The organism is Bartonella birtlesii IBS 325 (assembly GCF_000273375.1).
GTDB classification, from domain to species: Bacteria; Pseudomonadota; Alphaproteobacteria; order Rhizobiales; family Rhizobiaceae; genus Bartonella; species Bartonella birtlesii.
Map to the genome: position 1 here is coordinate 1,622,551 of NZ_CM001557.1, position 23,806 is coordinate 1,646,356.

General features: G+C 37.9%; 22 protein-coding genes and 1 tRNA gene. 7 read left to right on the forward strand and 16 right to left on the reverse strand.

What is annotated here, in order from left to right; genetic code table 11:
- Positions 1-964: 964 nt before the first annotated feature.
- Entirely contained in the window at positions 965-1,381 is a 417-nt protein-coding gene (locus QWU_RS07800; RefSeq protein WP_006590286.1) for an EVE domain-containing protein, read from the forward strand.
- A 10-nt stretch (positions 1,382-1,391) separates the two neighbouring features.
- Here QWU_RS07800 and QWU_RS07805 read toward each other — a convergent pair whose 3' ends face one another.
- Complete coding sequence (locus QWU_RS07805; RefSeq protein WP_006590285.1) at positions 1,392-1,958, reverse strand: L,D-transpeptidase family protein; 567 nt, start codon at positions 1,956-1,958, stop codon at positions 1,392-1,394.
- Positions 1,959-2,024: 66 nt separating this feature from the next.
- On the opposite strand from QWU_RS07805, the gene QWU_RS07810 reads away from it, so the two are divergent.
- Complete coding sequence (locus QWU_RS07810) at positions 2,025-2,708, forward strand: response regulator transcription factor (protein WP_017196541.1); 684 nt, start codon at positions 2,025-2,027, stop codon at positions 2,706-2,708.
- A 112-nt stretch (positions 2,709-2,820) separates the two neighbouring features.
- Here QWU_RS07810 and QWU_RS07815 read toward each other — a convergent pair whose 3' ends face one another.
- The 5 genes from QWU_RS07815 to argH form a co-directional block, all read right to left on the reverse strand.
- Complete coding sequence (locus QWU_RS07815) at positions 2,821-3,621, reverse strand: class I SAM-dependent methyltransferase (protein ID WP_017196542.1); 801 nt, start codon at positions 3,619-3,621, stop codon at positions 2,821-2,823.
- A gap of 209 nt (positions 3,622-3,830) precedes the next feature.
- Positions 3,831-6,263 (reverse strand): TIGR02302 family protein, encoded by a 2,433-nt coding sequence (locus tag QWU_RS07820; RefSeq protein ID WP_017196543.1) that lies wholly within the window; start codon positions 6,261-6,263, stop codon positions 3,831-3,833.
- A gap of 125 nt (positions 6,264-6,388) precedes the next feature.
- Complete coding sequence (lysA, locus tag QWU_RS07825) at positions 6,389-7,654, reverse strand: diaminopimelate decarboxylase (RefSeq protein ID WP_006590281.1); 1,266 nt, start codon at positions 7,652-7,654, stop codon at positions 6,389-6,391.
- A gap of 9 nt (positions 7,655-7,663) precedes the next feature.
- Entirely contained in the window at positions 7,664-7,843 is a 180-nt protein-coding gene (lptM, locus tag QWU_RS07830) for an LPS translocon maturation chaperone LptM (protein WP_006590280.1), read from the reverse strand.
- 57 nt (positions 7,844-7,900) lie between these two features.
- On the reverse strand, positions 7,901-9,301 hold the full coding sequence (gene argH / locus QWU_RS07835; RefSeq protein WP_026017340.1) for an argininosuccinate lyase: 1,401 nt from the start codon (positions 9,299-9,301) through the stop codon (positions 7,901-7,903).
- A gap of 33 nt (positions 9,302-9,334) precedes the next feature.
- Here argH and QWU_RS07840 point away from each other — a divergent pair, with 33 nt between their 5' ends.
- Positions 9,335-10,021 carry a TlpA family protein disulfide reductase gene (locus QWU_RS07840; protein ID WP_017196545.1) on the forward strand — a complete coding sequence of 229 codons (687 nt, stop codon included), beginning with the start codon at positions 9,335-9,337 and terminating at the stop codon, positions 10,019-10,021.
- A 1-nt stretch (position 10,022) separates the two neighbouring features.
- Here the strand turns inward: QWU_RS07840 and QWU_RS07845 are convergent, their stop codons facing one another.
- The 3 genes from QWU_RS07845 to QWU_RS07860 all read right to left on the reverse strand — a co-directional run bounded on the left by QWU_RS07845 (position 10,023) and on the right by QWU_RS07860 (position 12,695).
- Positions 10,023-10,535 carry a YaiI/YqxD family protein gene (locus tag QWU_RS07845; RefSeq protein ID WP_017196546.1) on the reverse strand — a complete coding sequence of 171 codons (513 nt, stop codon included), beginning with the start codon at positions 10,533-10,535 and terminating at the stop codon, positions 10,023-10,025.
- A complete protein-coding gene (locus QWU_RS07850; RefSeq protein WP_006590276.1) occupies positions 10,532-11,386 on the reverse strand; it encodes a YihY/virulence factor BrkB family protein in 855 nt (284 codons plus the stop codon). The genes QWU_RS07845 and QWU_RS07850 overlap by 4 nt, the downstream gene beginning before the upstream one ends.
- A gap of 376 nt (positions 11,387-11,762) precedes the next feature.
- Positions 11,763-12,695: a prephenate/arogenate dehydrogenase family protein gene (locus QWU_RS07860; protein WP_017196548.1), complete on the reverse strand. Its 933-nt coding sequence runs from the start codon at positions 12,693-12,695 to the stop codon at positions 11,763-11,765.
- A 294-nt stretch (positions 12,696-12,989) separates the two neighbouring features.
- On the opposite strand from QWU_RS07860, the gene QWU_RS10485 reads away from it, so the two are divergent.
- Positions 12,990-13,112 (forward strand): hypothetical protein, encoded by a 123-nt coding sequence (locus tag QWU_RS10485; RefSeq protein WP_006590274.1) that lies wholly within the window; start codon positions 12,990-12,992, stop codon positions 13,110-13,112.
- A 38-nt stretch (positions 13,113-13,150) separates the two neighbouring features.
- Here QWU_RS10485 and holA read toward each other — a convergent pair whose 3' ends face one another.
- From holA to QWU_RS07885, 4 genes are read right to left on the reverse strand one after another with little or no spacing between them, the layout of a single operon-like run.
- Positions 13,151-14,191 carry a DNA polymerase III subunit delta gene (holA, locus tag QWU_RS07870; RefSeq protein WP_017196549.1) on the reverse strand — a complete coding sequence of 347 codons (1,041 nt, stop codon included), beginning with the start codon at positions 14,189-14,191 and terminating at the stop codon, positions 13,151-13,153.
- Positions 14,192-14,195: 4 nt separating this feature from the next.
- On the reverse strand, positions 14,196-14,990 hold the full coding sequence (locus QWU_RS07875; protein ID WP_004857998.1) for an ABC transporter ATP-binding protein: 795 nt from the start codon (positions 14,988-14,990) through the stop codon (positions 14,196-14,198).
- Positions 14,983-15,879 (reverse strand): ABC transporter permease, encoded by an 897-nt coding sequence (locus tag QWU_RS07880; RefSeq protein ID WP_006590272.1) that lies wholly within the window; start codon positions 15,877-15,879, stop codon positions 14,983-14,985. Before QWU_RS07880 ends, QWU_RS07875 begins: the two co-directional genes overlap by 8 nt.
- 53 nt (positions 15,880-15,932) lie before the next feature.
- Positions 15,933-16,910, reverse strand: coding sequence for an ABC transporter substrate-binding protein (locus QWU_RS07885; RefSeq protein ID WP_006590271.1), 978 nt, complete (start codon positions 16,908-16,910; stop codon positions 15,933-15,935).
- Between the two features lie 196 nt (positions 16,911-17,106).
- Between QWU_RS07885 and QWU_RS07890 the strand changes: the two genes are divergently transcribed.
- Positions 17,107-17,181 (forward strand) — tRNA-Gly (locus QWU_RS07890).
- A gap of 386 nt (positions 17,182-17,567) precedes the next feature.
- On the opposite strand, the gene QWU_RS07895 is transcribed toward QWU_RS07890, so the two are convergent.
- A complete protein-coding gene (locus QWU_RS07895; RefSeq protein WP_017196550.1) occupies positions 17,568-17,795 on the reverse strand; it encodes a hypothetical protein in 228 nt (75 codons plus the stop codon).
- Positions 17,796-18,496: 701 nt separating this feature from the next.
- Between QWU_RS07895 and QWU_RS10575 the strand changes: the two genes are divergently transcribed.
- Positions 18,497-19,009: a hypothetical protein gene (locus tag QWU_RS10575; protein ID WP_006590269.1), complete on the forward strand. Its 513-nt coding sequence runs from the start codon at positions 18,497-18,499 to the stop codon at positions 19,007-19,009.
- Between the two features lie 890 nt (positions 19,010-19,899).
- Positions 19,900-21,300, forward strand: coding sequence for an amino acid permease (locus tag QWU_RS07920; RefSeq protein WP_006590268.1), 1,401 nt, complete (start codon positions 19,900-19,902; stop codon positions 21,298-21,300).
- 98 nt (positions 21,301-21,398) lie between these two features.
- Here QWU_RS07920 and ilvC read toward each other — a convergent pair whose 3' ends face one another.
- Both ilvC and QWU_RS07930 read right to left on the reverse strand, forming a co-directional pair.
- Positions 21,399-22,418, reverse strand: a complete 1,020-nt coding sequence (ilvC, locus tag QWU_RS07925) for a ketol-acid reductoisomerase (protein WP_006590267.1) — start codon at positions 22,416-22,418, stop codon at positions 21,399-21,401.
- Between the two features lie 603 nt (positions 22,419-23,021).
- Entirely contained in the window at positions 23,022-23,756 is a 735-nt protein-coding gene (locus QWU_RS07930; RefSeq protein ID WP_017196553.1) for a pyridoxine 5'-phosphate synthase, read from the reverse strand.
- Positions 23,757-23,806: the final 50 nt, after the last annotated feature.

Below are 23,806 nucleotides of genomic sequence, written 5' to 3' on the forward strand. Positions count from 1 at the left end.
ATATATACAAAACGTATCATATTGCAAGTGCTCTATGAGAGATATGAAAACTTATCAAAAGGAATGTAAACGATGCCTATGATCTTTAATCACTTATTTGAATGAGAGAGACTGTAAATGCTTGGTAGCTTTATCAATGTAATCAAAAGAAAATGTGTCTTAAGTAAATAGTTTGTAACAAAATCGTTTTTTTTACATTTACGAGCATTTTGGTTTTTAAAAGCAGCTTTTCATAAGACAAATAAACAAACGCTTTTATAAAATGTAAGATTTTTAAGATTTGCTCTTCTGTGAAAGCTAGATCTTCATTTTTTTATCTTTGTCTCAATAGGTGCCCCCAAATTTGGAGAGACTAAAATCTCTCAATCCAAATTTGGGCTCTGTGCTTTTAAACTATAATTCTTAAAACGTTTGTTGCTTTCTTGGGTATATCATTAAAAGGCTTTCAATTTCATAAGACATAACACTATGATTTTCATTATCTGTTTATTTCCTATTCCGGTAAAAAAATATCGTGGTTTTAAAAGCGATCTTATCTTTAAATCCTTTTATGCAATCTTTATAAATTAAACCTATAAACTTATGACAATTTCAAACGATTACCCTCTTATAGGATGATCTAATCATGCGATTAACAAACCAATCTTTAAAACAAGCTGTGATTTTTAAACCTATACGATTTTGAGTGATAAAAACGTATCACAAAATTTATGAACTGTTATGAATGATATCTGCTTTTCATTTCATGTGAATATTTACATGCGTTATAATATTTACATCATGATTTGCTTTTTATGCTCTGTTTATAGATAGCAATTGTTTATAAAAAATGGTCAAATGAATCATGCATAAAAATGTGGATTCTTAAGTGGATTCATATAAAATAATTGCAAATAACATATTGACTTTATTGTGTTTTTTGATATCACATCTTATACTCCTTGGTTCATAAACAGGAGAGCACATGGCTTATTGGCTTTTTAAATCTGAACCTCATAAATGGTCATGGGATATGCAAAAGAAAAAAGGTGCTGAGGGCGAACAATGGGATGGTGTACGCAATTATCAAGCCCGTAACAATATGCGCACTATGAAATATGGTGATAAAGGTTTTTTTTATCACTCTAATAAAGGGTTAGAAATTGTTGGCATTGTAGAAGTTTGTGCTGAAGCACACCCTGATTCTACATCCTCTGATCCACGCTGGGAATGTGTAGATATTCGTGCAGTTTGTGATATGCCAACCCCTGTTTCATTAAAGCAGATTAAAGCCAATCCAAAACTGAAAAATATGGTGCTGGTTAATGTAAGTCGCTTATCAGTACAACCGGTAACAGAAGATGAATGGAAAGAGGTTTGTTTGATGGGCAACCTTAAATGAAGAAATTTTTCTACCTTAACACAATAATTTTTGTCCGTTTGCTCATGTATGGTAAAAGACGTTCCATATCACGACGAGCAAGTGCAATACACCCTTCTGTTGGCGAATAATTTTCCCGTGCTAAATGCATAAATATGGCACTCCCTCTTGCCATTTTTCGCTCAGTAATATTCCAATCCAAAACCACAACAATTTCATAAAGCCCATCTTCACGTTGCATTTTTTCAGCACTATTACCATAAGGAAGACGTACCAAACGATTATAATTGGCATCATTACACGCATCACACCAACCATCTTGCATTCGAATACGGTGAAAAGGCAAAGCAGAACGTGGTAAAAAACGATAAGAGTTGCCACAAAATCCACTCAAACAACGCATATGTGCTAAAGGTGTAGCCCCATCTCCTTCACGCTTAAAAGCAGAAATACCAGCCCAACCCAAAGCACAAAAAAAATGATTTTGACCAGCACACAAAATACCTCGTGCCGCATGACGCCCTGCCTGTCGACGAACAACCATAGAAGCAATAAAAGTTCGTTTTTTAGAAGCTTTCTTTTTTAATTTTCCTTGCATGAAATCTCATTTTTTATGAAACTATTTTTCAGTTCTCGGTACATTAACAATCTTATAAGGAAAAAAATGAACCGCTACACCCTTTTAATTGTTGAAGCAGATAATGATTTGCGCCCTATTTTGGTAGAACAATTGCAAATACATAAGGAATTTGAAGTATTCCAAGCAAAAACAGCTAAAGCAGGAATAATGATAACCCAAACAAATAGTATTGATCTCGCTATTTTTGGACTTGAATTGCCTGACCTTGATAGTCGTGAAGCCATTAAAAAATTACGCTCGCAAGGATTTCGCGCTCCCATTATCATGATCACGAATCATGATACAGACTGCGATACCTTTTTAGATCTTGAAACAGGTGCTAATGATTATATAAAAAAGCCTTTTCGCTTTGCGGTGTTATTGGCACGAATGCGCACCCAATTGCGTCAATATGAGAAAAATAACGATACAGTCTCTTACATCGGTCCCTATATTTTTAAACCTAGACAAAGGCTCCTTATTGATCAACACAACAACAAAATTCGTCTTACAGAAAAAGAAGCAGCGATTCTTAAATACCTTTATCACTCTTATGATAAAATTGTGAATCGTGAAACACTGTTAGAACAAATTTGGGGCTATAATGAAAACATTGTTACCCATACCTTAGAAACCCATATCTACCGTTTACGACAAAAAATCGAAAAAGACCCCTCCAATGCACGAATTCTCATAACTGATCCAAACGGCTATCGTTTAAACCTTTAAAACTCATCGGACATTGACAGCTTCAAAAACGCTTTTGATGATAGCGCCTGCTTACCCCTTGCATAAGTAAAAATGGTGAAGCCCAATGAGTTTTGCGCTTAGTCCTTCACGGTCACCGTCGTAAAATAGGCTTTGGAGCAAGCTGAGAAGAGCTTTCATAGGCTTGAGGTGATAAAGCAGGAATAAAAACACGCCGCGATTGACGACGCTGTACAAGCAAACCCTGATAAACACGTTTCTGTGCTTTACACATTAATAGCCCTCCAAAATAAGGCAAAAGATAGCGTGCAAACGGCTCATAAAAAAATGAGAATAACCGCGAGATACAACCTGAAGAAGGCGTATAATGTACAATTTCTTGTACTGACTCAGAAATAAAATTTGTTTTTTCAAACAAACGAGTGATCTGTTGCCGACTATAAGGCTCACCGTAACCAAAAGGTGTACAAGCGTTGCGCGCCCAAAAACCAGGACGATTAGGGACAATAACAACCAAGCTTCCATTGGGAGCTAAAACACGCCATATTTCATTCAGTGTTTCAAAGGAATTTTCTGTATATTCAAGTGCATGTACCAGTAAAATACAATCAACAGAAGCATCAGGAAGCGGCAAATCTTCTTCAAAAACGAGTGCTGTAGCAACTTTCTCAGCACAAGGCCAAGGTGAAGCACCCTGGCTAGCTGGCATAAAAGCAAAACATTGTTGTGCACGTGTACGCAACAAAGAAAGATAAGGAAGCGCATACCCCAAACCCATAACCCGTTTATCAGTAAGATCGGGCCACCATAAATTTAATTGGTCACACAGTGTCGCCTGCACACGCAGTCCAAGGGTCGAAGCATAAAAATCTCTTAGTGTGATTATATCCAATTCAACATACCGTTTAGAAAAAATTTTAAATATCACAGGCATTCATATACCTTGTTTATATGGACTTTTGCCATTTCTCCGCAATAGAGAACATTTCAATGTCTCATATTTTAAACGCAAATCACAAAAAAAACGTACAGAATATTTTTATAATCATTTCAAACAAGCGCTTTAATGATGACTTTTATTTTTGAATCTTGTGCTCTACAAAGGCTTCCAATACGCTTCTATCTATTAAAAGAAAAAAGCACTTAATTAAAATGGAGTAGCTTCTCAAGATAGTTTTTTTCTTCTTCTAAAATATGTTCCCTACCCAAACGTTTGCGAATTTCCTCCAAGATCTGCCGTGTACGCATTTGATCACTTTCTTGTGGTATAATCGTTCCTTCTTGCCCTTGATCTGTTTTTGAAGAAAGTGGACGCCCCAATGGATCTTCAGAACCAGCAGTAGTATTTTGATTTTCTCCGGCTTCCTTAAGCACTTCACGCATTTTTTCTAAAACATTTTGTGCACCTTGCCGCAAAGCTTCTAAAGCATCTGACTGATTTTGTATGGATATTTGATTATTTCCGTGTTCAAGAGCATTTTCTGCAGAATTCATTTTTTCTTCTGCCCTTTTGAAGGCACTATTTGATCCAAACCCTTGCGCTAATAATTCTTTTTCTAACATTGATAATTCAGACTGCAACTCAGCTTGACGTTTTTTTAAAGATTCTCTTTGCTTTTCCGGTATACTTTCTCCACGTTGTTGTTCCATTTCTAATTGATGTGTTTCATTGAGAATTTCTTGCTGACGATGCATCAAATCTCCAAGCTGATCCATTTTTTCTTTCATCCTTGCAGATTTACTCTGACCCTTCTCTTCACTTTGATTACCTTTTTGCACTTGCAAATGATCAAGAGTCTGTTCAATTTCAGCCAACAGTTGTTCAGCTGCTAAAGAAGAACCCATTTTGGCCATTTCTTCAATTAAATTGAGCTTTTTTTGTAATGAATCTTCAGAAAGATTAGGACGGCTAAAATTGCTATTGTTAGGATTGCTCTTGTCTTGTGCATTTTCAGCCAAAGCGTGAATATAATTATCCATAGCTTGGCGTAAATCTGCCATAAGGCGTTCAATTTCTGTAGCTGGAGCACCATAACGAAGTGCATCACGTAAAGCAGCTTGTGCTTGTTTTAAATTTTTCTGAACAGATTCGAACTGATTGCCTTCAATACCCAAAGCTATCTGCCATAAATAATCAACCACACTACGCAAATCATCCTCTGTTTCTGCCATAGAAAGCCTTGTCCATACACTCTGTAGAACAAGAAAATGTGTGATATTTTTCAGCCCCTCTTCTGGACGCACAAGCAAAGCAGAAAGCATATCGAGTACACGCTCTTTTGCAGAAGCATCAAGAACCAGTAAACGACGCAATTCAATCACTGCGCGTGCAACAGGATTTGAAAAAACACGCTGTGGTAATGTCATAACAAAAGTTTTGCTACGGCCTTGTTGCCCCGCGCCATCTTCTGCCACAAGAGTTATTTTAACTTCTGAACCAGCCCACGGATGCGCTGATACATCTTGTACCGTCCTCATTTTACCCTTTCCACCACGTGGAAGAAGAAGCTTTATTTCAGGTGCGTTATAAAGAGAAGACGCACTTTTGTACTGATTAAAAAAAGGCTCTATTTCAACAAAAGCTTTTGTCACACTATAATCATCATCCAGCTCATACTGAAGTTCTAACGAACCAGTCAAAATCCGCCCTGGTTTTTCCAGCCAACGAATTGTTGGGGGCTGATCTTTAATCACCTGCAAATGCCACTGCTGTTGCTTGTGACGTGATGAAACAAACAAACCTATTGAATGTTTTAAATGTGTTTCAAAATGAACAATGGAATCATTCAAAATCCCTTTTTCGTTTTTCTTTGAAAACAAAACTTCGCGCCCATCGTCATCAGATTTTGCTTTTACTGTAATACCAGCACCATTGACAACACGTACAACGACGTCACTCCCTTCAGGAACTGCAAGCTGTTTTTTCTCATCTTTTGTTAAATAAATAGGCGCAACACCGGTATAAGCAGGCGGGGTAATCCAAGCATCAATCCGTATGGTTGTTTCATCAACAATAGGACGAAAATCAAACGCATCTGCCAAACGTCCCCCAAGCGAACCAAAAGAAAAACTAAAAGCACACACACAAAGGAGAATACATAAAGTCCTCAGAGCCAGAGGATCATGAACTGCACTATTAGGATAGATAAAACCAGTTTTTAAATGGCATAATTGTTTCGCCATGCGGCGTTGATGTTCACGCCAAATAATTACACTAATATCTTCACTATTTTCGAAATATACATGGTCGGTTTGAGCGCTTAAAGGCTGATTTTTAAGGCTGTTTTCTTGTTCAAGACGCTGATTAATTTCCCTCGTTGTAGGAAACCGAAAATGAATAAGAAAAAATAAACTCCCCACAGCAAAAAAAAGTATAAGCCCAAGTAAGAGTAAATGTAGCCAATAACCTAGAATACCAAAAATACCAAACCAACTAAGCGAACAAAAGAGACTAAGAACTAAGAAAAACGGCAACAAACGCACCCATATCCGCTCGAATGAGAGGATAAACCACATTAAAATGCGCACATACAAAAGCTTTATTCTTGCAAAACTTTTGATGTTTTCATTTTTCATAGACAAACATTTGTCCCCTTTTACAGTGGCGAATTGCGATCATAAAACCCATACAAGACTATTTCCAGAAAATAAATTGTTTCATCAAAGTTTAGTAAAAATAAGACCACAAACACCTAACAACGCTAGAGCCAATCTGGAATATGGTCACAGCCTATCAATTGCGCATAATCAAGACGCGGACGAATGACCGCGTAACGCGTATCCTGAACAAGAACTTCTGGCACCAAAAGCCGGCTATTATAGGTACTCGCCATCACCGCACCGTAAGCGCCCGCTCCCGTAATCGCCAAAAGATCACCTGGTGCTAAGATCGGCACACAGCGATCTAATGCTAAATAATCGCCGGTTTCACAAACTGAACCAACAATATCTGCCTGAATAAGCGATGCATCACTTGATGTTTGTTTCACAAGCACTACACTCTGCCAAGCCTCATAAAGCGTTGGACGTATAAGATCATTCATCGCAGCATCAACAATAACAAAATTCCGCCCTTCTCCTCTTTTTAAATAGAGAACAGAAGTCACCAACACACCAGCTTCTCCCACAATGCTACGTCCCGGCTCCACGATAATATTGATCCCTAACGGTGCAATATGCTTCTTTACAAGCGCTGCATAATCAAAAAGAGAAGGTATGTTATATTGTTCATTACCGTATGCAATACCAAGCCCACCACCAACATCTATATGCGTTATCGCATAACCATCGCTCCACAATTGACGCACAAAATCTGCGATAATAAAAAATGCCTCCTCAAACGGTTTTAAATCACAAATCTGACTACCAATATGCATATCGACACCACAAACATGTAATCCAGGTAAAGAATCCGCTTTTTTATAAGCCTCTCTTGCTAACAACAGTGGAATACCGAATTTATTCTCAGATTTTCCCGTTGTAATTTTCTCATGAGTCTTTGCATCAACATCTGGATTAATGCGTAATGAAACCCGTGCTGTTTTTGAAAGCGCAACAGCACGGGCTGACAATTGTTCAAGTTCCTGCTCTGACTCAACATTAAAACAGTAAATATCTTGAGAAAGAGCAAAATCTATCTCCCGCACTGTTTTACCAACTCCAGAATAAACAATACGATGCGCAGGAATCCCAACAGCAAGAGCACGCCGCAATTCACCTTCTGAAACAACATCAGCTCCCGATCCATTCAAGCTAAGAAGCCGCAAAACAGCTTGATTAGAATTGGCTTTAACCGCATAAGCAATCAAACTCGGTATCTCTTGAAATGCCTTTTGATACTCTTGAAAACGTCCAACCAATGCACTAGCCGAATAACAATAAAAAGGTGTTCCCACATCCTGTGCAAGAACAGAAAGCGAAAGCCCTTCAGCATGAAGCATGCCTTGATGATAGGTGAAAAAATGCATATTTCCCCCTTACTGTATCAAACGATCAAGCACAAAAGATTTATCTTCTTCACTTTTAAGTGAAGATGCTCCTCGCGCAGGTTTTTCCATAGTTGAATAAGGCATTTCTAATGGCCCTTTACGGCCGCACCCAACAATAAAAACACACCCCACAAGGACAATTGTTAAACTCTTTAAAATGATTTTCATACGCCCTTCTCTCTCCTATCAAGGCTTTTTCATTTTTTGGATTTACGATCCAACCATTCAGGCAGTTACAAGGCGTTTTTTCCAATAAGCAATTTGACAAAGTATTTCTGAAGGCGCCGTTCCACCAAAACTTTTACGACTTTCAACTGATTTTTCAACCGTTAAAAAATCAAAAAGCGCTGCATTAATCTCTGGATATATCGCTTGAAGTTCAACCAATGGCAAATCATTCAAAGCACATTGTTTCTTTTCTGCCAATGCTACAGCACGCCCGGTAATATGATGTGCTTCACGAAAAGGAAGCCCTAATTCACGCACAAGCCAATCTGCAAAATCCGTTGCAGTTGCATAACCAGAATCAGCCGCTTGTTTCATAGCTTCTTTATTAACTTGCAAATCACCTATAATCCCTGTCATTGTTGCCAGCGCTAATTCTAGACTCAAAGCTCCATCAAACACATATTCTTTATCTTCCTGCATATCTTTTGAATAGGCAAGGGGCAAACCTTTCATCACCGTTAACAACCCAATCAGAGCTCCATTCAGTCGCCCAGTTTTTGCACGCACAAGTTCTGCAGCATCTGGATTTCTTTTTTGTGGCATAATGGATGAACCAGTTGAAAAAGCGTCTGATAAACGAATAAAATGAAATTGTTCACTTGACCAAAGGACAATTTCTTCCGCTAAACGCGAAAGATGCATTGCACAAAGAGCACCAACGCTTAAAAATTCCAACGCAAAATCACGATCAGAAACACTATCAATCGAATTGCGTGTTGGTTCTCGAAAACCTAACGCTTTTGCTGTCATAAAACGATCAATTGGAAAGCTTGTACCTGCCAAGGCTGCAGCCCCTAAGGGTGATTCATTCATTCGCTCAACTGCATCACGTATCCGCGATAAATCTCGACCAAACATTTCAACATAAGCCATCATATAATGACCAAATGTTACAGGCTGCGCCGATTGCAAATGCGTAAAGCCTGGCATAAATGTATCGATATGCTGTTCTGCTCGAACAAGCAATTTCTCTATCAATCTTTTTAAAGCTTGCGCTATCCTCTGTGACGCCTCACGTACCCACAAACGAAAATCAACAGCAACTTGATCATTGCGTGAACGCGCCGTATGCAAACGCCCTGCTACAGAACCAATCAACTCGCAAAGTCGTGCTTCAATATTCATATGAATATCTTCAAGTCTTCGTGAAAAAATAAACCGACCGTCCTCAATTTCTTGACGAATAAGCTTTAAACCATGAACAATTTTTTCATAATCTGATTGTGAAATAATCTCCGTTTGCACTAACATCGCGGCATGAGCAAGTGAACCTTCAATATCTTGCCGATAAAGTTTTTGATCAAAATCAATTGAAGCATTAATTTCTTCCATAATTGCAGCAGGTCCTGCTATAAAACGTCCACCCCACATTTGGTTCTTTAACTTCTCATCTGTCATACTCTGAAACCACCCATAAAAAGGATAAAAATTATGATTCCTAAAACGCAAAAAAAGAAGAATAAAAAGGGGTTCTTCATCGCATCATTTTTTGTTGTCGTGATCCTAGCTACTGTCAGTTTATACGCAATAAAAAGCCCTTATGACAAGATAGTGTCCTTTTTCACCGATTTTATTTCAGGAAAAAATACCAAAAAAATACAAGAAGAAAAAATAACAGCGATCAGAAAAGCAGCAAAAGGCTTTTTTATCCACATGCGATTTGTTGATACGCCCGCAGATATGAATCAACTTTCTTTCAAGGATATTCAAGGAAAAGACCACAAACTCGCTGAATTTACTGGAAAACCGCTCTTGATCAATCTATGGGCTATTTGGTGTGCTCCCTGCCGCACAGAAATGCCCGAACTGGCGCAATTAAAACGTGAGATGGGTGGAGAAAATTTCGATGTCATAGCTATTAATGTAGACAAAATAGCTTCTTCTGAAAAAATTCAAAAATTTTTACAAGATGTTCACGCTGATAATTTGCTTTATTATCGCGATGAAACAATGGAGATTTTCAACAACATTAGAAAACAAGGACTCGCTTTAGGATTACCCGTCACACTTCTCATCAATAAAGAGGGGTATCTTATTGCTTCATTCAATGGTGCTGCTCCATGGGCCAATGACGATGCTAAAAGACTTATAAAAGCTGTCATGAAAGAAGCCCAATAACTTAATAACCGCGCCTTTTTAAACGTTGTATAACGAGATCTAGTGCTGACAAGAAAGAAGAACGATCTTTACGAGACAAAGGACGAGGCCCTCCTGTTATATACCCTTGTCCTCGCAAATCTTCCATCAAATTACGCATCGCCAGAGCTTGACCGATTGAACTTGCATCAAAAACACGCCCCGATGGCGAAAGACAAACACCCCCAGCCCGCACAACGCGTGCTGCTAAAGGGATATCACTAGTAACAACGATACTAGCCTCATATACATGTTCTACAATCCAATCATCCGCGCAATCAAGTCCACCAGAAACGACCACTCTTTCAATGAGGGTTTCATCTGGAAGAGAGAAAAAACGATTTGCTACAATAAAGGTTTTTAGCTGATAACGATTCATAACACGATAAATTTCAGCTTTTACAGGACAAGCATCCGCATCAATCAACAAGGTGATGGCAGGTTTTACTCGTGTATTCGTTTCTTGGCTTTCACGCAACGATAGAGGTTCTTTCATTCATCTGAAGATCGTAAATGCTTGCGATAAAACATTATCGCTGCGTTTATTTCACCTCCCAAAATAAAAATTGCACTTAACATATAAAGAAAAATAATCGCAACCATAATAGATGCTAACCCCGCATAGGTAGAAATATAATCAAACATTGTCAAATATTGCGCAAAAGCAATAGAAGCCATAAACCACACTGACATTGTCACCACGATTCCTGGTAAGATATCTATAAATTTCCGTCGCTCTGCTGGGAGCCATTTATGAACAATCAAAAGACTTACAAAGAGAACAACTGCTGCAATTATGTAACGCCATAGACGAATTATACCAATATATTCAATAATGAAAAAAGAATGATTTTGCATAATTTTTATCAGTAAAGGTGCCAAAACCAATAAAAAGCTGATCACAACAAGACCAACGGTGCCAAGAATTACAAAAAACAAACTTTGAAAACGACAAAACAACAAACTACGTCGATCAACAACACGATAAGCCTTATTTAAAGCTGTACGCAAAGCCTCTATCCCATTAGAGGCAAAATAGGCTGCTCCAATGACAGAAACTGTTAACACACCCCCTCGCTGAACAGTTAAAACATTGATAATTTCCTGAGATAAAGGCTCTGCAATGACATCTGGCAGTAACTGCACAAGCGTTTTTATTTTTTGCGGCGTATAAGTAAAAGCACCGATAAAGCTAGCAAGAGATGTCCCAAAAATAACGAAAGGGAAAAATGCTAAAAGCCCCGACAGCGCGACATGACTGGCAAAAGCACTCCCATTCCCACGCCAATAATGACTTACTGCATCAACAAGGATACGATAGCTATACCAAAAGATACTTCTTAACAAATCTTAATACTTTCTGGTAACACTCTTCCCAATCTATTCAAGCTTTATAAAAATCACCAAAGCCTAAAAACAATCTTCGCCAATATAAAGGGCAATGATCAATATGGTCAAGCCTCACTTTGTATCAAAACCACATAGAATGCTTCAAGAGCCAAAAACTATAAAAATCTATACATATCAACCGTTGATACTGTCAGGAAAGCAGGTAAGGCATCTACAAAAACCTATCCAAAGCGATCTGTGATATTACAAGATTTGACACACACCAAATGACTTTTTTAAACCCTAGTCATCTCTACCCGATCAGTTGCTTACCTTCTCTTTATGGCAATTCACAACTTAAAAAAATATAGGTTTCTAGAAAAAAGCTTTGTTTTCATCCCCTCTCTTTAGAAAGATTATGACGTCCAAAATCAGGAGCATCTATTTCCTGACCCGCAGCAATAATATTACGGCGTACAGCACGCGTACGGGTAAAAAAGTTAAACAATGTTTCACCATCTCCCAAACGAATTGCCCGTTCTAGGGAAGCAAGCCCTTCATTAAAACGGCTCAACATTTCTAAAATAGCTTCCTTATTATGCAAACAAATATCTCGCCACATAACAGGATCAGAAGATGCCAAACGCGTAAAATCACGAAAACCCGAAGCAGAATAAGCAATCACTTCTGAATTCGTCACTTTTTCTAAATCACTCGCTGTCCCAACAGTATTATAAGCAATCAAATGCGGCAAATGCGAAACAATAGCCAAAACAAGATCATGATGTTTAGGAGTCATCTTCTCGACACGAGCACCACAAGCCTCCCAAAACGCTGTCAATTGCGCGACAGCTACAGCATCACTTTCAGCAAAAGGGGTTAAAATACACCAGCGATTCATAAATAAATCAGCAAAACCAGCATCTGGTCCTGAATATTCAGTTCCGGCAATCGGATGACCAGGAATAAAATGAACGGTTTTGGGTAATAAAGGCGCCATTTCCTCAATAACCAAAGCTTTTGTAGAGCCAACATCAGTCACAATCGCTCCCGACTTTAAATGATCACGAATGGTTTTTGCCACCTCCGCACTCGCTCCAACAGGAACAGAGACAATCACTAAATCTGCTCCTTCAACAGCTTCCGCATTATCGGTTGTATAAAAATCCCCAAGTTCCAATTCACGCGCCCTTTTCAAGGTTTCTTGCCGTCGCGTTGCAATAGAAATTTGAACCGCGATATTTTTCTTTTTAATCACTCTTGCCAAAGAAGAACCAATAAGACCGATCCCAATGAGTGCTATTTTTTCAAACTGAATATGGAGCATCTTTCACCTTTAAAAACTCTTTGAAAACGGTAACATAACTACGATTTGTCTCTCTGTTTGTTCAAGATTTATGTACCAAACATTTAAAAAACCACAACCGATAAAAGAATAAATAAAGTCAGGTGCAGCTCAATAATTACCCGCACAAACTACTAACAGATTATTTTTACCAGGAAAACGCACAACAAATAAATGATAGAAAACGTAACATCAAGCCCTAAAACTTGACAATCCATTGCTTACAAACATGCATTACTAAACAGATAACAATTCTTCTTATAGTGGGATTACATTATGCCAAACCTTCTGGTAGCAACAATCAATATAACTGTTTCAAATATTGAAAATTCAGCTAAACAAATTGTGCAAAAAGATACCGTAATTCTAAAAGCATTTTCTCTTCCGCCAACGCCATAAATCAAGTCAATAAGCCACCAAAAACACAACTGAATATTTTAACCAGCCATTTGGCGCCGCGCAACAATTGTAAGCCCTAGCAAAACTTGACGAATGATCGCTTCACCCAAAAGCGGATTCTTACGACTATCTAAAACAGCGCTTTGAATTCTTTCCATTGCGTAAGAAATATGTTCCAGTTTCCAATATCTTAAAGCCTGTTCAACTATTTTTTTCCGTTGAAAAAAAATCGGTGGTCGCGCTTGAGAAATCACTGTAAAGGGTGCTTTCCCTTCAACCTCGACTTGATAACGCAAAAGCTGTAATTGCTGAAAATGCCTCTGTGCCGTACTCAAAATAAAAAAAAGCGCACCATGCAGTGCTGCATGTCTACTAAAATGAGCCTCAAAACCTGTTATATCACCCAATAAAAGAGCATCAATCACTTCATCTAGAGAAAGAGCACTCACATCGCTCACAACAGCCTTCACATCTTCAAGAGTAATATGGACATTTGAAGCATAAAGACAAAGCTTCTCCAATTCACTCCGTGATACGAGACGATCCCCTCCCAAACTTTCGTGCAACCACTTGCGCGCATCCAAAGAAAGGGTCTTCTTAAAATGACCTAAAACCTCATCAATCAAGCCATCAAGAGAACGAGCATCATCGGCAAAACAGGGAAGGGCCATCGCTTTTGATGCCGTTTCAACAATATTGCGTAAGCCTGTTCCTTTTTTTAAATCCCCCGCTTCAATGAGAATAAAACATGCCTCTGGTGGTTCCTCAATTAAAAACTTCAAGGCTGTAAGAAAGCCTTTTTGGTTAGCACTGTTAGAGACCCATATCAAACGATCTCCGCCAAAAAGCGATAAAGTACGCGCTTCATTTCCCAAACGAGCAGGATCTTTATCAATTTCAGCAGCATCCAAACGAATCATTGAAAATGGATCTTCTATGGCCACCCGTGTAAGCTTCGCAAAACGCTGTGCACGTTCACAAACCAGACCACGATCTGGTCCATAAATGAGAACGATAGGGAAAGAACGTGAAAGACGCGTTAGAAAAGAGTCAACTTCATGCGCTTTTTTCTCAGCCAAAATATTAATCCATTAACAGTTCATCATCATCAAGAGCTTCCCCGCGAACTTTCTGAAACATACCAATTAAATCATTTACATTCAAACCCTTCCGCTCTTCTTGAGACACATCAAAAATCACTTTACCACCATGCAACATCAGCGTCCGATCTCCATGATCAAGGGCCTGACGCATAGAATGCGTCACCATAATAGTTGTTAATTTTTTCTCTTCAACGATTTTTTCGGTTAACCGCATCACAAAATCAGCCATTCCTGGATCTAATGCTGAAGTGTGCTCATCAAGCAATAAAACATCCGCATGCGCTAAAGTAGCCATCACAAGACAAACTGCTTGACGTTGTCCACCCGATAAACTGTCCATAGGATTATGGATATACGCTTCAAGACCAATACCTAATTGAGCAATTTCATCTCGGAAAAATTGCCGTTTTTCATGATTTAAGGCTGAACGCAAACCACGGCGGCTCCCTCGAAGAGCAGCAAGAGCCAAGTTTTCTTCAATTGTTAAAGAACCACAGCTTCCTATTAATGAATCCTGAAAAACACAAGCAACCCTCCCAGCGCGCTCACTTACAGATTGCCTAGAAACATTTTGTCCATTAATCACCACTTTTCCTGTCGTAGGAAGGGTTGCGCCCGCTAAAACACTAAGCAAAGTTGATTTACCAGCGCCATTTGAACCAATAATCGTAACAAAACTGCCACGATCAATCTTGAGATTAATATCAATTAATGCCTGTTTTTCTAAAGGCGTTTGCGGTTTAAAAGTAACCCCAACATGAGAAAACTCAATCATGTTTACGCCTCCCCAAATAGCGTGGTACAATAAGTGTTAAAACAACCAAAAGCGCGGTGATCAATTGAAGATCGGTCGACGTATCAATACCGATCCCCTGTGCTTCAAAAGCAAACTGCACTGCAACGCGATAAAGCACAGATCCCACAATACAACTGATAATAATCCAGAAAATATTGCGCGTACGAAAGAGGGTTTCACCAATAATAACTGCTGCTAAACCGAAAACAATCGTACCAATTCCACCGGTAATATCGGTAGCAATCGCGGTTTGAATATAAAGGGAACCTCCAAGCGCAACACATGCATTTGAAAGACCCATACCAAAATAAATCAACGCTGACGTATGAACCCCTTGCGCCGTAGCCATCCGTGGATTAGCACCCATCGCCCTCATAGCAAGACCGATTTCACTTTCCAAAAAGCGCCAAATCAAAAATGCCACAACTAACAATACAGCACCAACAAAAAGAGGACGCACAAAAATATCAGACAAACCAAACAAATCATAAAAGGGTGTTAAAGCAGTATCAGCACGTGCTAAATTAACATTAGATCCTCCCATAATCCCCATAATACGAAGATTAATCGTATAAAGCGCTGACATCGTTAAAATGGAAGCCAAAAGATTTAAAATACCAAAATGTAAATTCAGCAAAGCTGTTAATAATCCAGCTACCATACCTGCACAAAAAGCGCATACCATAGCCGTCCATGGATTAAAACCTAAAAGAATCAAAACACCACAAACACACGACCCGAGAAGAAAAGAACCATCGACAGTTAAATCAGGAAAATCTAAAACGCGAAACGAAAGATAAACCCCAATTGCAACAAATGCATAAATAAGACCTAATTCTACAGCACCAGAAAACGCAAATATATTCATCCGGAAATTCACTCCATGAAAGCTTAATGTACTTTTATCGTGTCAATGGAAATCTACTGAATAACCTTTGTTGCACGTTCAAGAACCGCTTGTGGAATGATGATACCAGCTTTTTTAGCCGCTTTCATATCAATGCGGATATCATTATTAGCTCCCTGCACAATATCAATATCGCCGGGCTTTTCACCCTTCAAAATACGCACAACCAACTTGCCAGCATCAACTCCTACATCATAGAAATTTACGCCCTGAGTCATAAAAGGTCCGCGTCCAATAGAGTTAGCATCGACAGTAAATAAAGGAGTGTTCGTTTCCTGTGTAACTTTTGACGCTCCCTCTAAAACAGAAAGAACCGTATTGTCAGCGGGAATAAAAATAAGATCCACCTTACCAACTAAAGCGCGTGTCGCCGCCTGAACATCAGAAGGTTTAGACGCCGATGAAGGAATGATTTCAATTCCCACTTTGTTCGCTGCATCTTTTAACACCTTAAGTGTTGAAACAGAATTGGCCTCAGAAGCATTATAAAGATAACCAAGTTTTTTCAAATCTGGTTTCACCTCTTGCAAAAGCTTGAGACTTTCTGCAACATCTATATGATCAGAAGACCCCGTCACATTGCCACCAGGTTTGGTAAGCGAAGACACTATTTTCGCTCCCATAGGATCAGAAATTGCAGCAAAGACAATAGGAATTGTTTTCGTTGCCGCGAACATCGTCTGTGCTGAAGGCGTACTAATTGCAACAATTACATCAGGTTTATCACCAACAAATTTACGCGCAATTTGCGTTGCTGTAGAAATATTGCCCTGCGCTGATAAAAAAGTAAGTTCTAAATTTTCACCTTGCTTATAACCATTTTCTGCAAGTACATCTTCCACACCTTTACGAACTGTATCTGCAGCAGGATGTGCCATAATTTGTGTAAGTGCAACTTTAACGTGTTTAACGTGATCACCCGCTTTTGCAAAACTATTGATGATAAAAACAGCTGCAACTGCAATCCATAATGCATTTACTCTTCTCAACATTTCACTCCGCCCCTTTTTTGCAACAATCGATAAAGGAAATAATTTATTACTGAAGAATCTTCCAAAATCAATCTTTATTTCCCTTTTTGAAACATGAGTAAATAAATTAAACTGAAATGTTATTTTTTTGTTGCAATTCAGAGAAGCCTACGCCATACAAGCAACACTTGAAGCAAAATATGTTTCGAATCGGTGAGCGGGTGTAGCTCAGGGGTAGAGCACAACCTTGCCAAGGTTGGGGTCGTGGGTTCGAATCCCATCGCCCGCTCCATATGGGTTTTGCATTTGTTACTATATGTAGTGTAGCCGCTATTAAATTTTGTAACAGTTTATTTCTTTTGAGAGATTCTGAAAGGGTAGTATTTAAAACCTCCTTTATGAGTCTTTTTTCTTCTCCTAAAAATCGTAATTTGAGATGATCTTTTCCACCTTAACGGAAGTGCATTATTTGAGAAATAGCCTGATAAGATGGTACCCTCTGTTTAGTGTAAATTGACCAATAGTTTTGCCTTATTCTACGCTATTATTAATCAAAAAGGATAAACGTTTCAATTGCGCAATGTTTGTGTCATTGCTGGATATCATCAAAGGATCTCTTATAGGCTCTCTCCCCTCATTCTGTCCCCCCATGCAAAGCAGTGGTGTGTACACGTTGAATTACGTGCTAACCGCACGATCAATGGAAACAGAATCACGGACGCTATTGACACGCACTGTAACATCAGGAATTTTTGTGGAGATCTCAAGCGCAAAACAGCGCAATTCTTTTAAGCGATGAAGAGGAGCATCAAAAACCTTTTCCAATTCTTTCATGGGTTGGTCAAATTGCATAGCTTTATAGAAGAGTGCGATTAAGATTGTTGTTTGAGCAAGCGCACCAACCATGCATCCATGCACATAGTTGAAAGCATTTTCTTCATACAAAAAATTGATTATAATGGTAATTTAGTGTATTTATATTAAATTAAAATCCCGAATAACGTAAGCTTCTCTTATTTTAAACTTGTTTATCTTGAAACAATCAAAACCACTTGCTTACACGTCAAAAGCGGGATGAGCGTGGGTAAAAACTGTACAAGAAAGAAGTAAAAATGGCTCTTATGAATCATCTAGATGCAACAGTAAAGGGAACACAAAATCAAACTCATAACAAAACATCTAATTAGGACAAACAAGCCCCCATTATAAAACAGAATATATGAGATGAGGATCGAATAATGAAGATGATATCTTGCAAGAATATAGCTTCATTTATGATACAGAAGTCACTAAATGCGGCTTTATTCAATACTATCGATAATGAAACTAAATCAGAATATCATGCGCCAATGCAATTCCAAATGACTTGTACTGGACGATAATGGTTTGATTCTATCGGTTATAACCCACGTTTACTAATCAAACAGCTCCCTTACGCATGAAAATCAAACGCGTCGATCGTAATGAGAAAAAAATCAATCAAGCAGTTGAGATATTCTTGGAAGAAATAGGGCGAAACCTAAAGCAGATCTTGACACAAACCACTTGAAGTTATGGCAGTGTCCTCTCCTCTCAGTCCTCCGTCTTTTCATAAAAACTTTTAATAAATGCGTGTTCACAACATAGATGAATCGCATCTCAATGTAAGGAGAAAAGATATAGCACCTAGTCCAACTACTATAACGCAATCAGCCATTACACGCGCTTTAAGAGAAACCAAAAAACAAAAATGCGGATTCATAGAAATTAAGCCTACAGGCGAATTTTTTATTTATCTTAAATCGGTTATCCCAATACTAAACTCAACAGCAAATCCAGACAAATTATTAGATTTACAAAGAATGGATATTATGATGCTTTGCTCTCTAAAATGTGAAATTTCTATGCCAAAGCCACGCCTTCCTCATCTTGTTAAAGAAATCATACGGCATGGTAAAATTATATGGTATGTGCGTATTGATCAAAGACCACATCTAGAGTGCACGGAACCTATGCAACACAAGAGTTTGTTAACAACTACAAAATTGCATTTGCCGAATTACAAGGGCTTATACTTCTTAAATCGAAACCAAGAAAACTTGCTGAAGGATCATTTGCATGGCTGCTTAAACGGTATTTAAACAGCTCTAATTGGTATAACCTTGCTAAAACCACTAAAAAACAAAATGAACTAATCCTTAATGAAGCTATGCGATACAATAGGAAACATTCCATACCAAGCAATGGATAAAAAAAATATCATTGCCGACGTTGAATGGCGTAAAAAGGCACCTACAATGGCTAGAAACTTTCTGAAAGCGTGTATTTTTTTCTATTTTACCAGAATTAGTCAAAATACTTGGAACTAGTTCCATAGGTGATGAAACATTCATCTGTAGTAAAGTTAATCAAACATTTATCAAAGAAAACTTTAGCAATGCATTTCAAAACGCTTGTAATACGGCAAGGATTAAAAAAATTAGCACTAGAAGCGATAAACAAACTCCAAAAAATGAGGGATAGAAAATATATAATGATCAGGATTCATCTATTTCCTTATATTCAAAATAAATTTTTGATTTTATTTGCTTTCTGTTTTCCCTCATCATCCATCATCACATCTTATATTGTAAATAAGTTATTGAATTTTTTATCCCTGTAGCTTGACAAAACTAATAAATACTCAAAACTTTGCAACTAAATGATTAACAAAATTTATTACGAAACTCTTAACACCTTCTTCTGTTTGAAGTAGCTTCAAAGTGATCTTCATTATAATTTTAAGTTTTTTGATTAATCATTTATTAGTTACCTCAACGATAACTGAACATTTTGTAAACAAATATCTGTTACATTATTTTAGAATGAAGTTATATCCCCTTATTACTTCTGTATTCTTTTTCTTTATCCACATAAAATCATAAAAAATGTTTTTTCTCTTTACTCCTTATTTATATCATGCTTCGATAGGTAAGATTACTTTTTTCAGTGTAATTTTGAATCTTAAATAATTAAAGGGAACCTTCAAAAAATGAATGATAAACAAAATTTAGGAGCTGATCCTCAGAACAAATTGCAACGTGGCCTAGACAACCGTCACGTACAGCTTATAGCCCTCGGTGGTGCTATTGGAACAGGCCTCTTCATGGGATCAGGAAAAACAATCAGTGTAGCAGGCCCCTCCATCATACTCGTTTACGGTATTATCGGTTTTGCTCTATACTTTGTAATGCGTGCTATGGGAGAACTATTGCTTTCTAATTCACAATATCGCTCTCTTATTGATTTTTCAACCGATATGCTAGGACCAGGAGTTGCCTTTTTTGTTGGTTGGAACTATTGGTTAAGCTGGGTTGTGACTGGGGCTGCAGATATTATTGCTATCATCAACTATATGCATTTCTGGTGGCCAACACTTAATCCATGGATTGTTGTTTTTGCTTGCATTGGTTTCTTTTTAATTCTTAATCTTCTTGCCGTAAAATTTTTCGGTGAACTTGAATTCTGGTTTGGTCTTATCAAAGTTGTAGCAATTTTAGCATTAGTTATTGTTGGATTTTATATGATCACTACAGGCTTTACCTCTCCAAATGGTACAGTCGCTTCTCTCAATCACGTATGGAATGGTGGGGATATATTTCCTCGAGGCGTTACAGGTTTTTTTGCCGGATTTCAAATTGCCATTTTTTCTTTTGTTGGTATAGAAATTGCTGGAACAACTGCAGCTGAAGTCAAAGAACCTAAAAAAGTTCTCCCTAAAGCAATTAATGCAATACCGGTGCGTATTGTACTCTTTTACATCTTTTCTCTTACTGTAATTATGTCAGTTACACCTTGGGATCAAATTGTTCCAGAGCAAAGCCCCTTTGTCTCCATGTTTTGGCTCGCTGGCATTCCAATAGCTGCTGGTTTGGTCAATTTTGTCGTTCTCACTTCAGCTGCTTCTTCAGCAAATAGTGGTATTTTTTCGACTAGCCGCATGATATATGGACTTGCAACACAAAAAGGTGCTCCCCCACTTCTGGGCAAGCTTTCTAAATACCATGTTCCAGCTAATGCTCTGTTCTTTTCCTGCCTATGTATTTTAATAGGATACACAATTGCGTCATCATCTCCAAGCATCATAAGTGCTTTTACAATTGTGACAAGTATTTCAGCTATTGCATTTTTATTCGTATGGTCCGTCATTTTGATTAGCTATATTGTGTATCGTCGCAACCACCCTCATCTCCATGCTGAATCCGTCTATAAAATGCCCGGAGGTGTTATCATGTGTGGGATTGTATTAGTTTTTTTCGCTTTTATGCTCTATTTGTTGACATTAGAACATGACACCTTAACAGCTTTAAAATACAGTATTTTTTGGTTTATTTTCTTAGGCATAATGTATTTTATATTTATAAGAAAAAAACTTGCTCCAAAAAACAAATAAAATTTATACATAAAAAGCATACTAAAAAAGGGTAACTAAAGTTACCCTTTTTGCACATAAAGCGTCAAAGTTATTTACATAATATTCCATTATAAATTTTAATTACGTTCTTTATCAACCAAAGCATTCGCCTTTATCCAAGGCATCATAGAACGAAGCTTTTTCCCAACTTCTTCAATAGGATGTTTATCATTCAAACGACGCATACCTTTAAAATGAGCCGCACCAGCTTTGTATTCTTGAATCCAATTTGATGTAAATCTACCCGTCTGAATATCTTTCAAAATACGTTTCATCTCTGCTCTTGTTTCATCGGTAATCACACGTGGACCAGACATATATTCGCCCCATTCTGCTGTATTAGAAATCGAATAATTCATATTTGAAATACCACCTTCATACATGAGATCAACAATCAATTTAACCTCATGTAAACACTCAAAATACGCCATTTCCGGTGCATAACCTGCTTCCGTTAGTGTTTCATAGCCTGCTCGAACAAGCTCAACAAGACCACCACAAAGAACGGCTTGTTCACCAAAGAGATCAGTTTCACACTCTTCTTTAAAGGTTGTCTCAATCACTCCAGCACGTCCACCACCAAGACCACACGCGTAAGACAACGCTATATCATGGGCATGCCCTGAAGCATCTTGTGCAACTGCAATTAAGCAAGGAACACCGCGACCACGTTGGTATTCATTGCGCACTGTATGACCTGGGCCTTTAGGAGCAATCATCACAATATCAACTGTTTCTTTAGGTTCAATGAGACCAAAATGAATACTCAAACCATGCGCAAAAGCAATCACAGCGCCATCGTGCAAATGATCATGAATATGCTCTTTATAAATATCAGCTTGCAATTCATCTGGTGTTGCCATCATAATAAGATCTGCCCATTTTGCCGCTTCAGCAACACTAATAACCTCAAAACCATCCACTGTAGCTTTTTTAGCTGTTGCTGATCCCGAGCGCAAAGCAATCTGCACATTTTGAACACCGGAATCTTTTAAGTTTAAAGCATGTGCACGCCCTTGTGAACCATAACCAATAATGGCTACTTTCTTCTCTTTAATCAAATTAACATTTGCATCACGATCATAATAAACACGCATAAAAATACTTCCTTCTCTCTATGTTTAAATTGAATTTCAGATTATTTTTATTGAATAAAAAGTAAAAAACGACCTTAAGTGTTTTACACACTATAAGTAACAAAAACACCGCTTATCACAAAAAGGCAATTGAGCAATCTTCTAAAATTTATGCATTGCATACAAAAACTACAGCCCCCAAACCTCTTAAAAACATATATGGCTTCCCAATAGATTCCAACTTTCGCTCTACAAAAACGACACATCATACAAAAAACACTTCTGCAAAGAAAGACATAACTAAGATTCCATTCTTCTGCATAACGAAGCATTGTGTCCTTAAAATTAAATACACAGAGCTTTCAACATGAACCAAATTAACATAGATAGCAAGAAAAATTATAAATAAAGAATATCGTTCTCTGATGGTCATTCTCTCCCATAAGCTCATATAATGGAAATCACCACCAGTTGTTTTCAATAAACAACAGCACCTTTGTTGTTGCCATCATGCATGCCATAAATAATTTTATTTATCTAAACATATGCAAAATCATTTCTTCGCAACGAACCAAAAAAGCTTTTTATAAAAATTCATCTCTCCTCATTGTACAGAGAAAAACATTACACCAATAACTGGATAAAACGCTGAACAGTGTTATACATTCCATGCTCTAACGCGTCAGAAATAAGCCCATGACCAATAGAAACTTCCTCAAGCCAAGGAATCTGATGAACAACAGCAGGCAAATTTGTAATGGTCAAATCATGCCCTGCATTAATACCCAATTGCAACTCTTGAGCTCTTCTTGCAGCAAAAACTAATTTATTGAGCTCCTTATCTTGTTTTATCTTATCGTTAAATGCTCCCCCGTAAGGTCCTGTATAAAATTCCACACGATCAGCCCCTATCGCCTTAGCAATATCAAGCCCCTCAATAATAGGATCAGAAAATAATGACACTCGAATTTTTTTTGTTTTCAAACGTTGCACGATAGGTGCTAAAAATTCTCTATGACGAGAAAAATCCCAACCATGATCAGAAGTTGACTGAGCTGGATCATCAGGAACAAGAGTAATCTGATCAGCATATTTTTCTGCTATATCCAAAAACCTATCGCTTGGATAACCTTCAATATTAAATTCGGCACTAGGAAATGTGCTGTTCATTAAACCATGTATATCTGGCAAATCCGTAAAACGAATATGTCTTTCATCAGGGCGCGGATGAACCGTCAAACCTGCTGCTCCAGCGGCAAGTGCTATGTGTCCAATAGCCTTAATATTTGGCCAAGGTAAATTACGCCGATTGCGCAAAACAGCAATAGCATTAAGATTAACCGAAAGTTTTATCGCCATGCACACTCCCATTTTTGTATATCATTTTAAAAACAGAAAAAAGACCTTCG

What these genes read in the sequence shown, in the direction of transcription:
- QWU_RS07800 (WP_006590286.1), top strand. Translation starts at nt 965, where the DNA reads ATGGCTTATTGGCTTTTTAAATCTGAACCTCATAAATGGTCATGGGAT.
- QWU_RS07805 (WP_006590285.1), bottom strand. Translation starts at nt 1,958, where the DNA reads ATGCAAGGAAAATTAAAAAAGAAAGCTTCTAAAAAACGAACTTTTATT.
- QWU_RS07810 (WP_017196541.1), top strand. Translation starts at nt 2,025, where the DNA reads ATGAACCGCTACACCCTTTTAATTGTTGAAGCAGATAATGATTTGCGC.
- QWU_RS07815 (WP_017196542.1), bottom strand. Translation starts at nt 3,621, where the DNA reads ATGCCTGTGATATTTAAAATTTTTTCTAAACGGTATGTTGAATTGGAT.
- QWU_RS07820 (WP_017196543.1), bottom strand. Translation starts at nt 6,263, where the DNA reads ATGAAAAATGAAAACATCAAAAGTTTTGCAAGAATAAAGCTTTTGTAT.
- lysA (WP_006590281.1), bottom strand. Translation starts at nt 7,654, where the DNA reads ATGCATTTTTTCACCTATCATCAAGGCATGCTTCATGCTGAAGGGCTT.
- lptM (WP_006590280.1), bottom strand. Translation starts at nt 7,843, where the DNA reads ATGAAAATCATTTTAAAGAGTTTAACAATTGTCCTTGTGGGGTGTGTT.
- argH (WP_026017340.1), bottom strand. Translation starts at nt 9,301, where the DNA reads ATGACAGATGAGAAGTTAAAGAACCAAATGTGGGGTGGACGTTTTATA.
- QWU_RS07840 (WP_017196545.1), top strand. Translation starts at nt 9,335, where the DNA reads ATGATTCCTAAAACGCAAAAAAAGAAGAATAAAAAGGGGTTCTTCATC.
- QWU_RS07845 (WP_017196546.1), bottom strand. Translation starts at nt 10,535, where the DNA reads ATGAAAGAACCTCTATCGTTGCGTGAAAGCCAAGAAACGAATACACGA.
- QWU_RS07860 (WP_017196548.1), bottom strand. Translation starts at nt 12,695, where the DNA reads ATGCTCCATATTCAGTTTGAAAAAATAGCACTCATTGGGATCGGTCTT.
- QWU_RS10485 (WP_006590274.1), top strand. Translation starts at nt 12,990, where the DNA reads ATGCCAAACCTTCTGGTAGCAACAATCAATATAACTGTTTCAAATATT.
- QWU_RS07875 (WP_004857998.1), bottom strand. Translation starts at nt 14,990, where the DNA reads ATGATTGAGTTTTCTCATGTTGGGGTTACTTTTAAACCGCAAACGCCT.
- QWU_RS07880 (WP_006590272.1), bottom strand. Translation starts at nt 15,879, where the DNA reads ATGAATATATTTGCGTTTTCTGGTGCTGTAGAATTAGGTCTTATTTAT.
- QWU_RS07885 (WP_006590271.1), bottom strand. Translation starts at nt 16,910, where the DNA reads ATGTTGAGAAGAGTAAATGCATTATGGATTGCAGTTGCAGCTGTTTTT.
- QWU_RS07895 (WP_017196550.1), bottom strand. Translation starts at nt 17,795, where the DNA reads ATGGTTGGTGCGCTTGCTCAAACAACAATCTTAATCGCACTCTTCTAT.
- QWU_RS10575 (WP_006590269.1), top strand. Translation starts at nt 18,497, where the DNA reads ATGCGTGTTCACAACATAGATGAATCGCATCTCAATGTAAGGAGAAAA.
- QWU_RS07920 (WP_006590268.1), top strand. Translation starts at nt 19,900, where the DNA reads ATGAATGATAAACAAAATTTAGGAGCTGATCCTCAGAACAAATTGCAA.
- ilvC (WP_006590267.1), bottom strand. Translation starts at nt 22,418, where the DNA reads ATGCGTGTTTATTATGATCGTGATGCAAATGTTAATTTGATTAAAGAG.
- QWU_RS07930 (WP_017196553.1), bottom strand. Translation starts at nt 23,756, where the DNA reads ATGGCGATAAAACTTTCGGTTAATCTTAATGCTATTGCTGTTTTGCGC.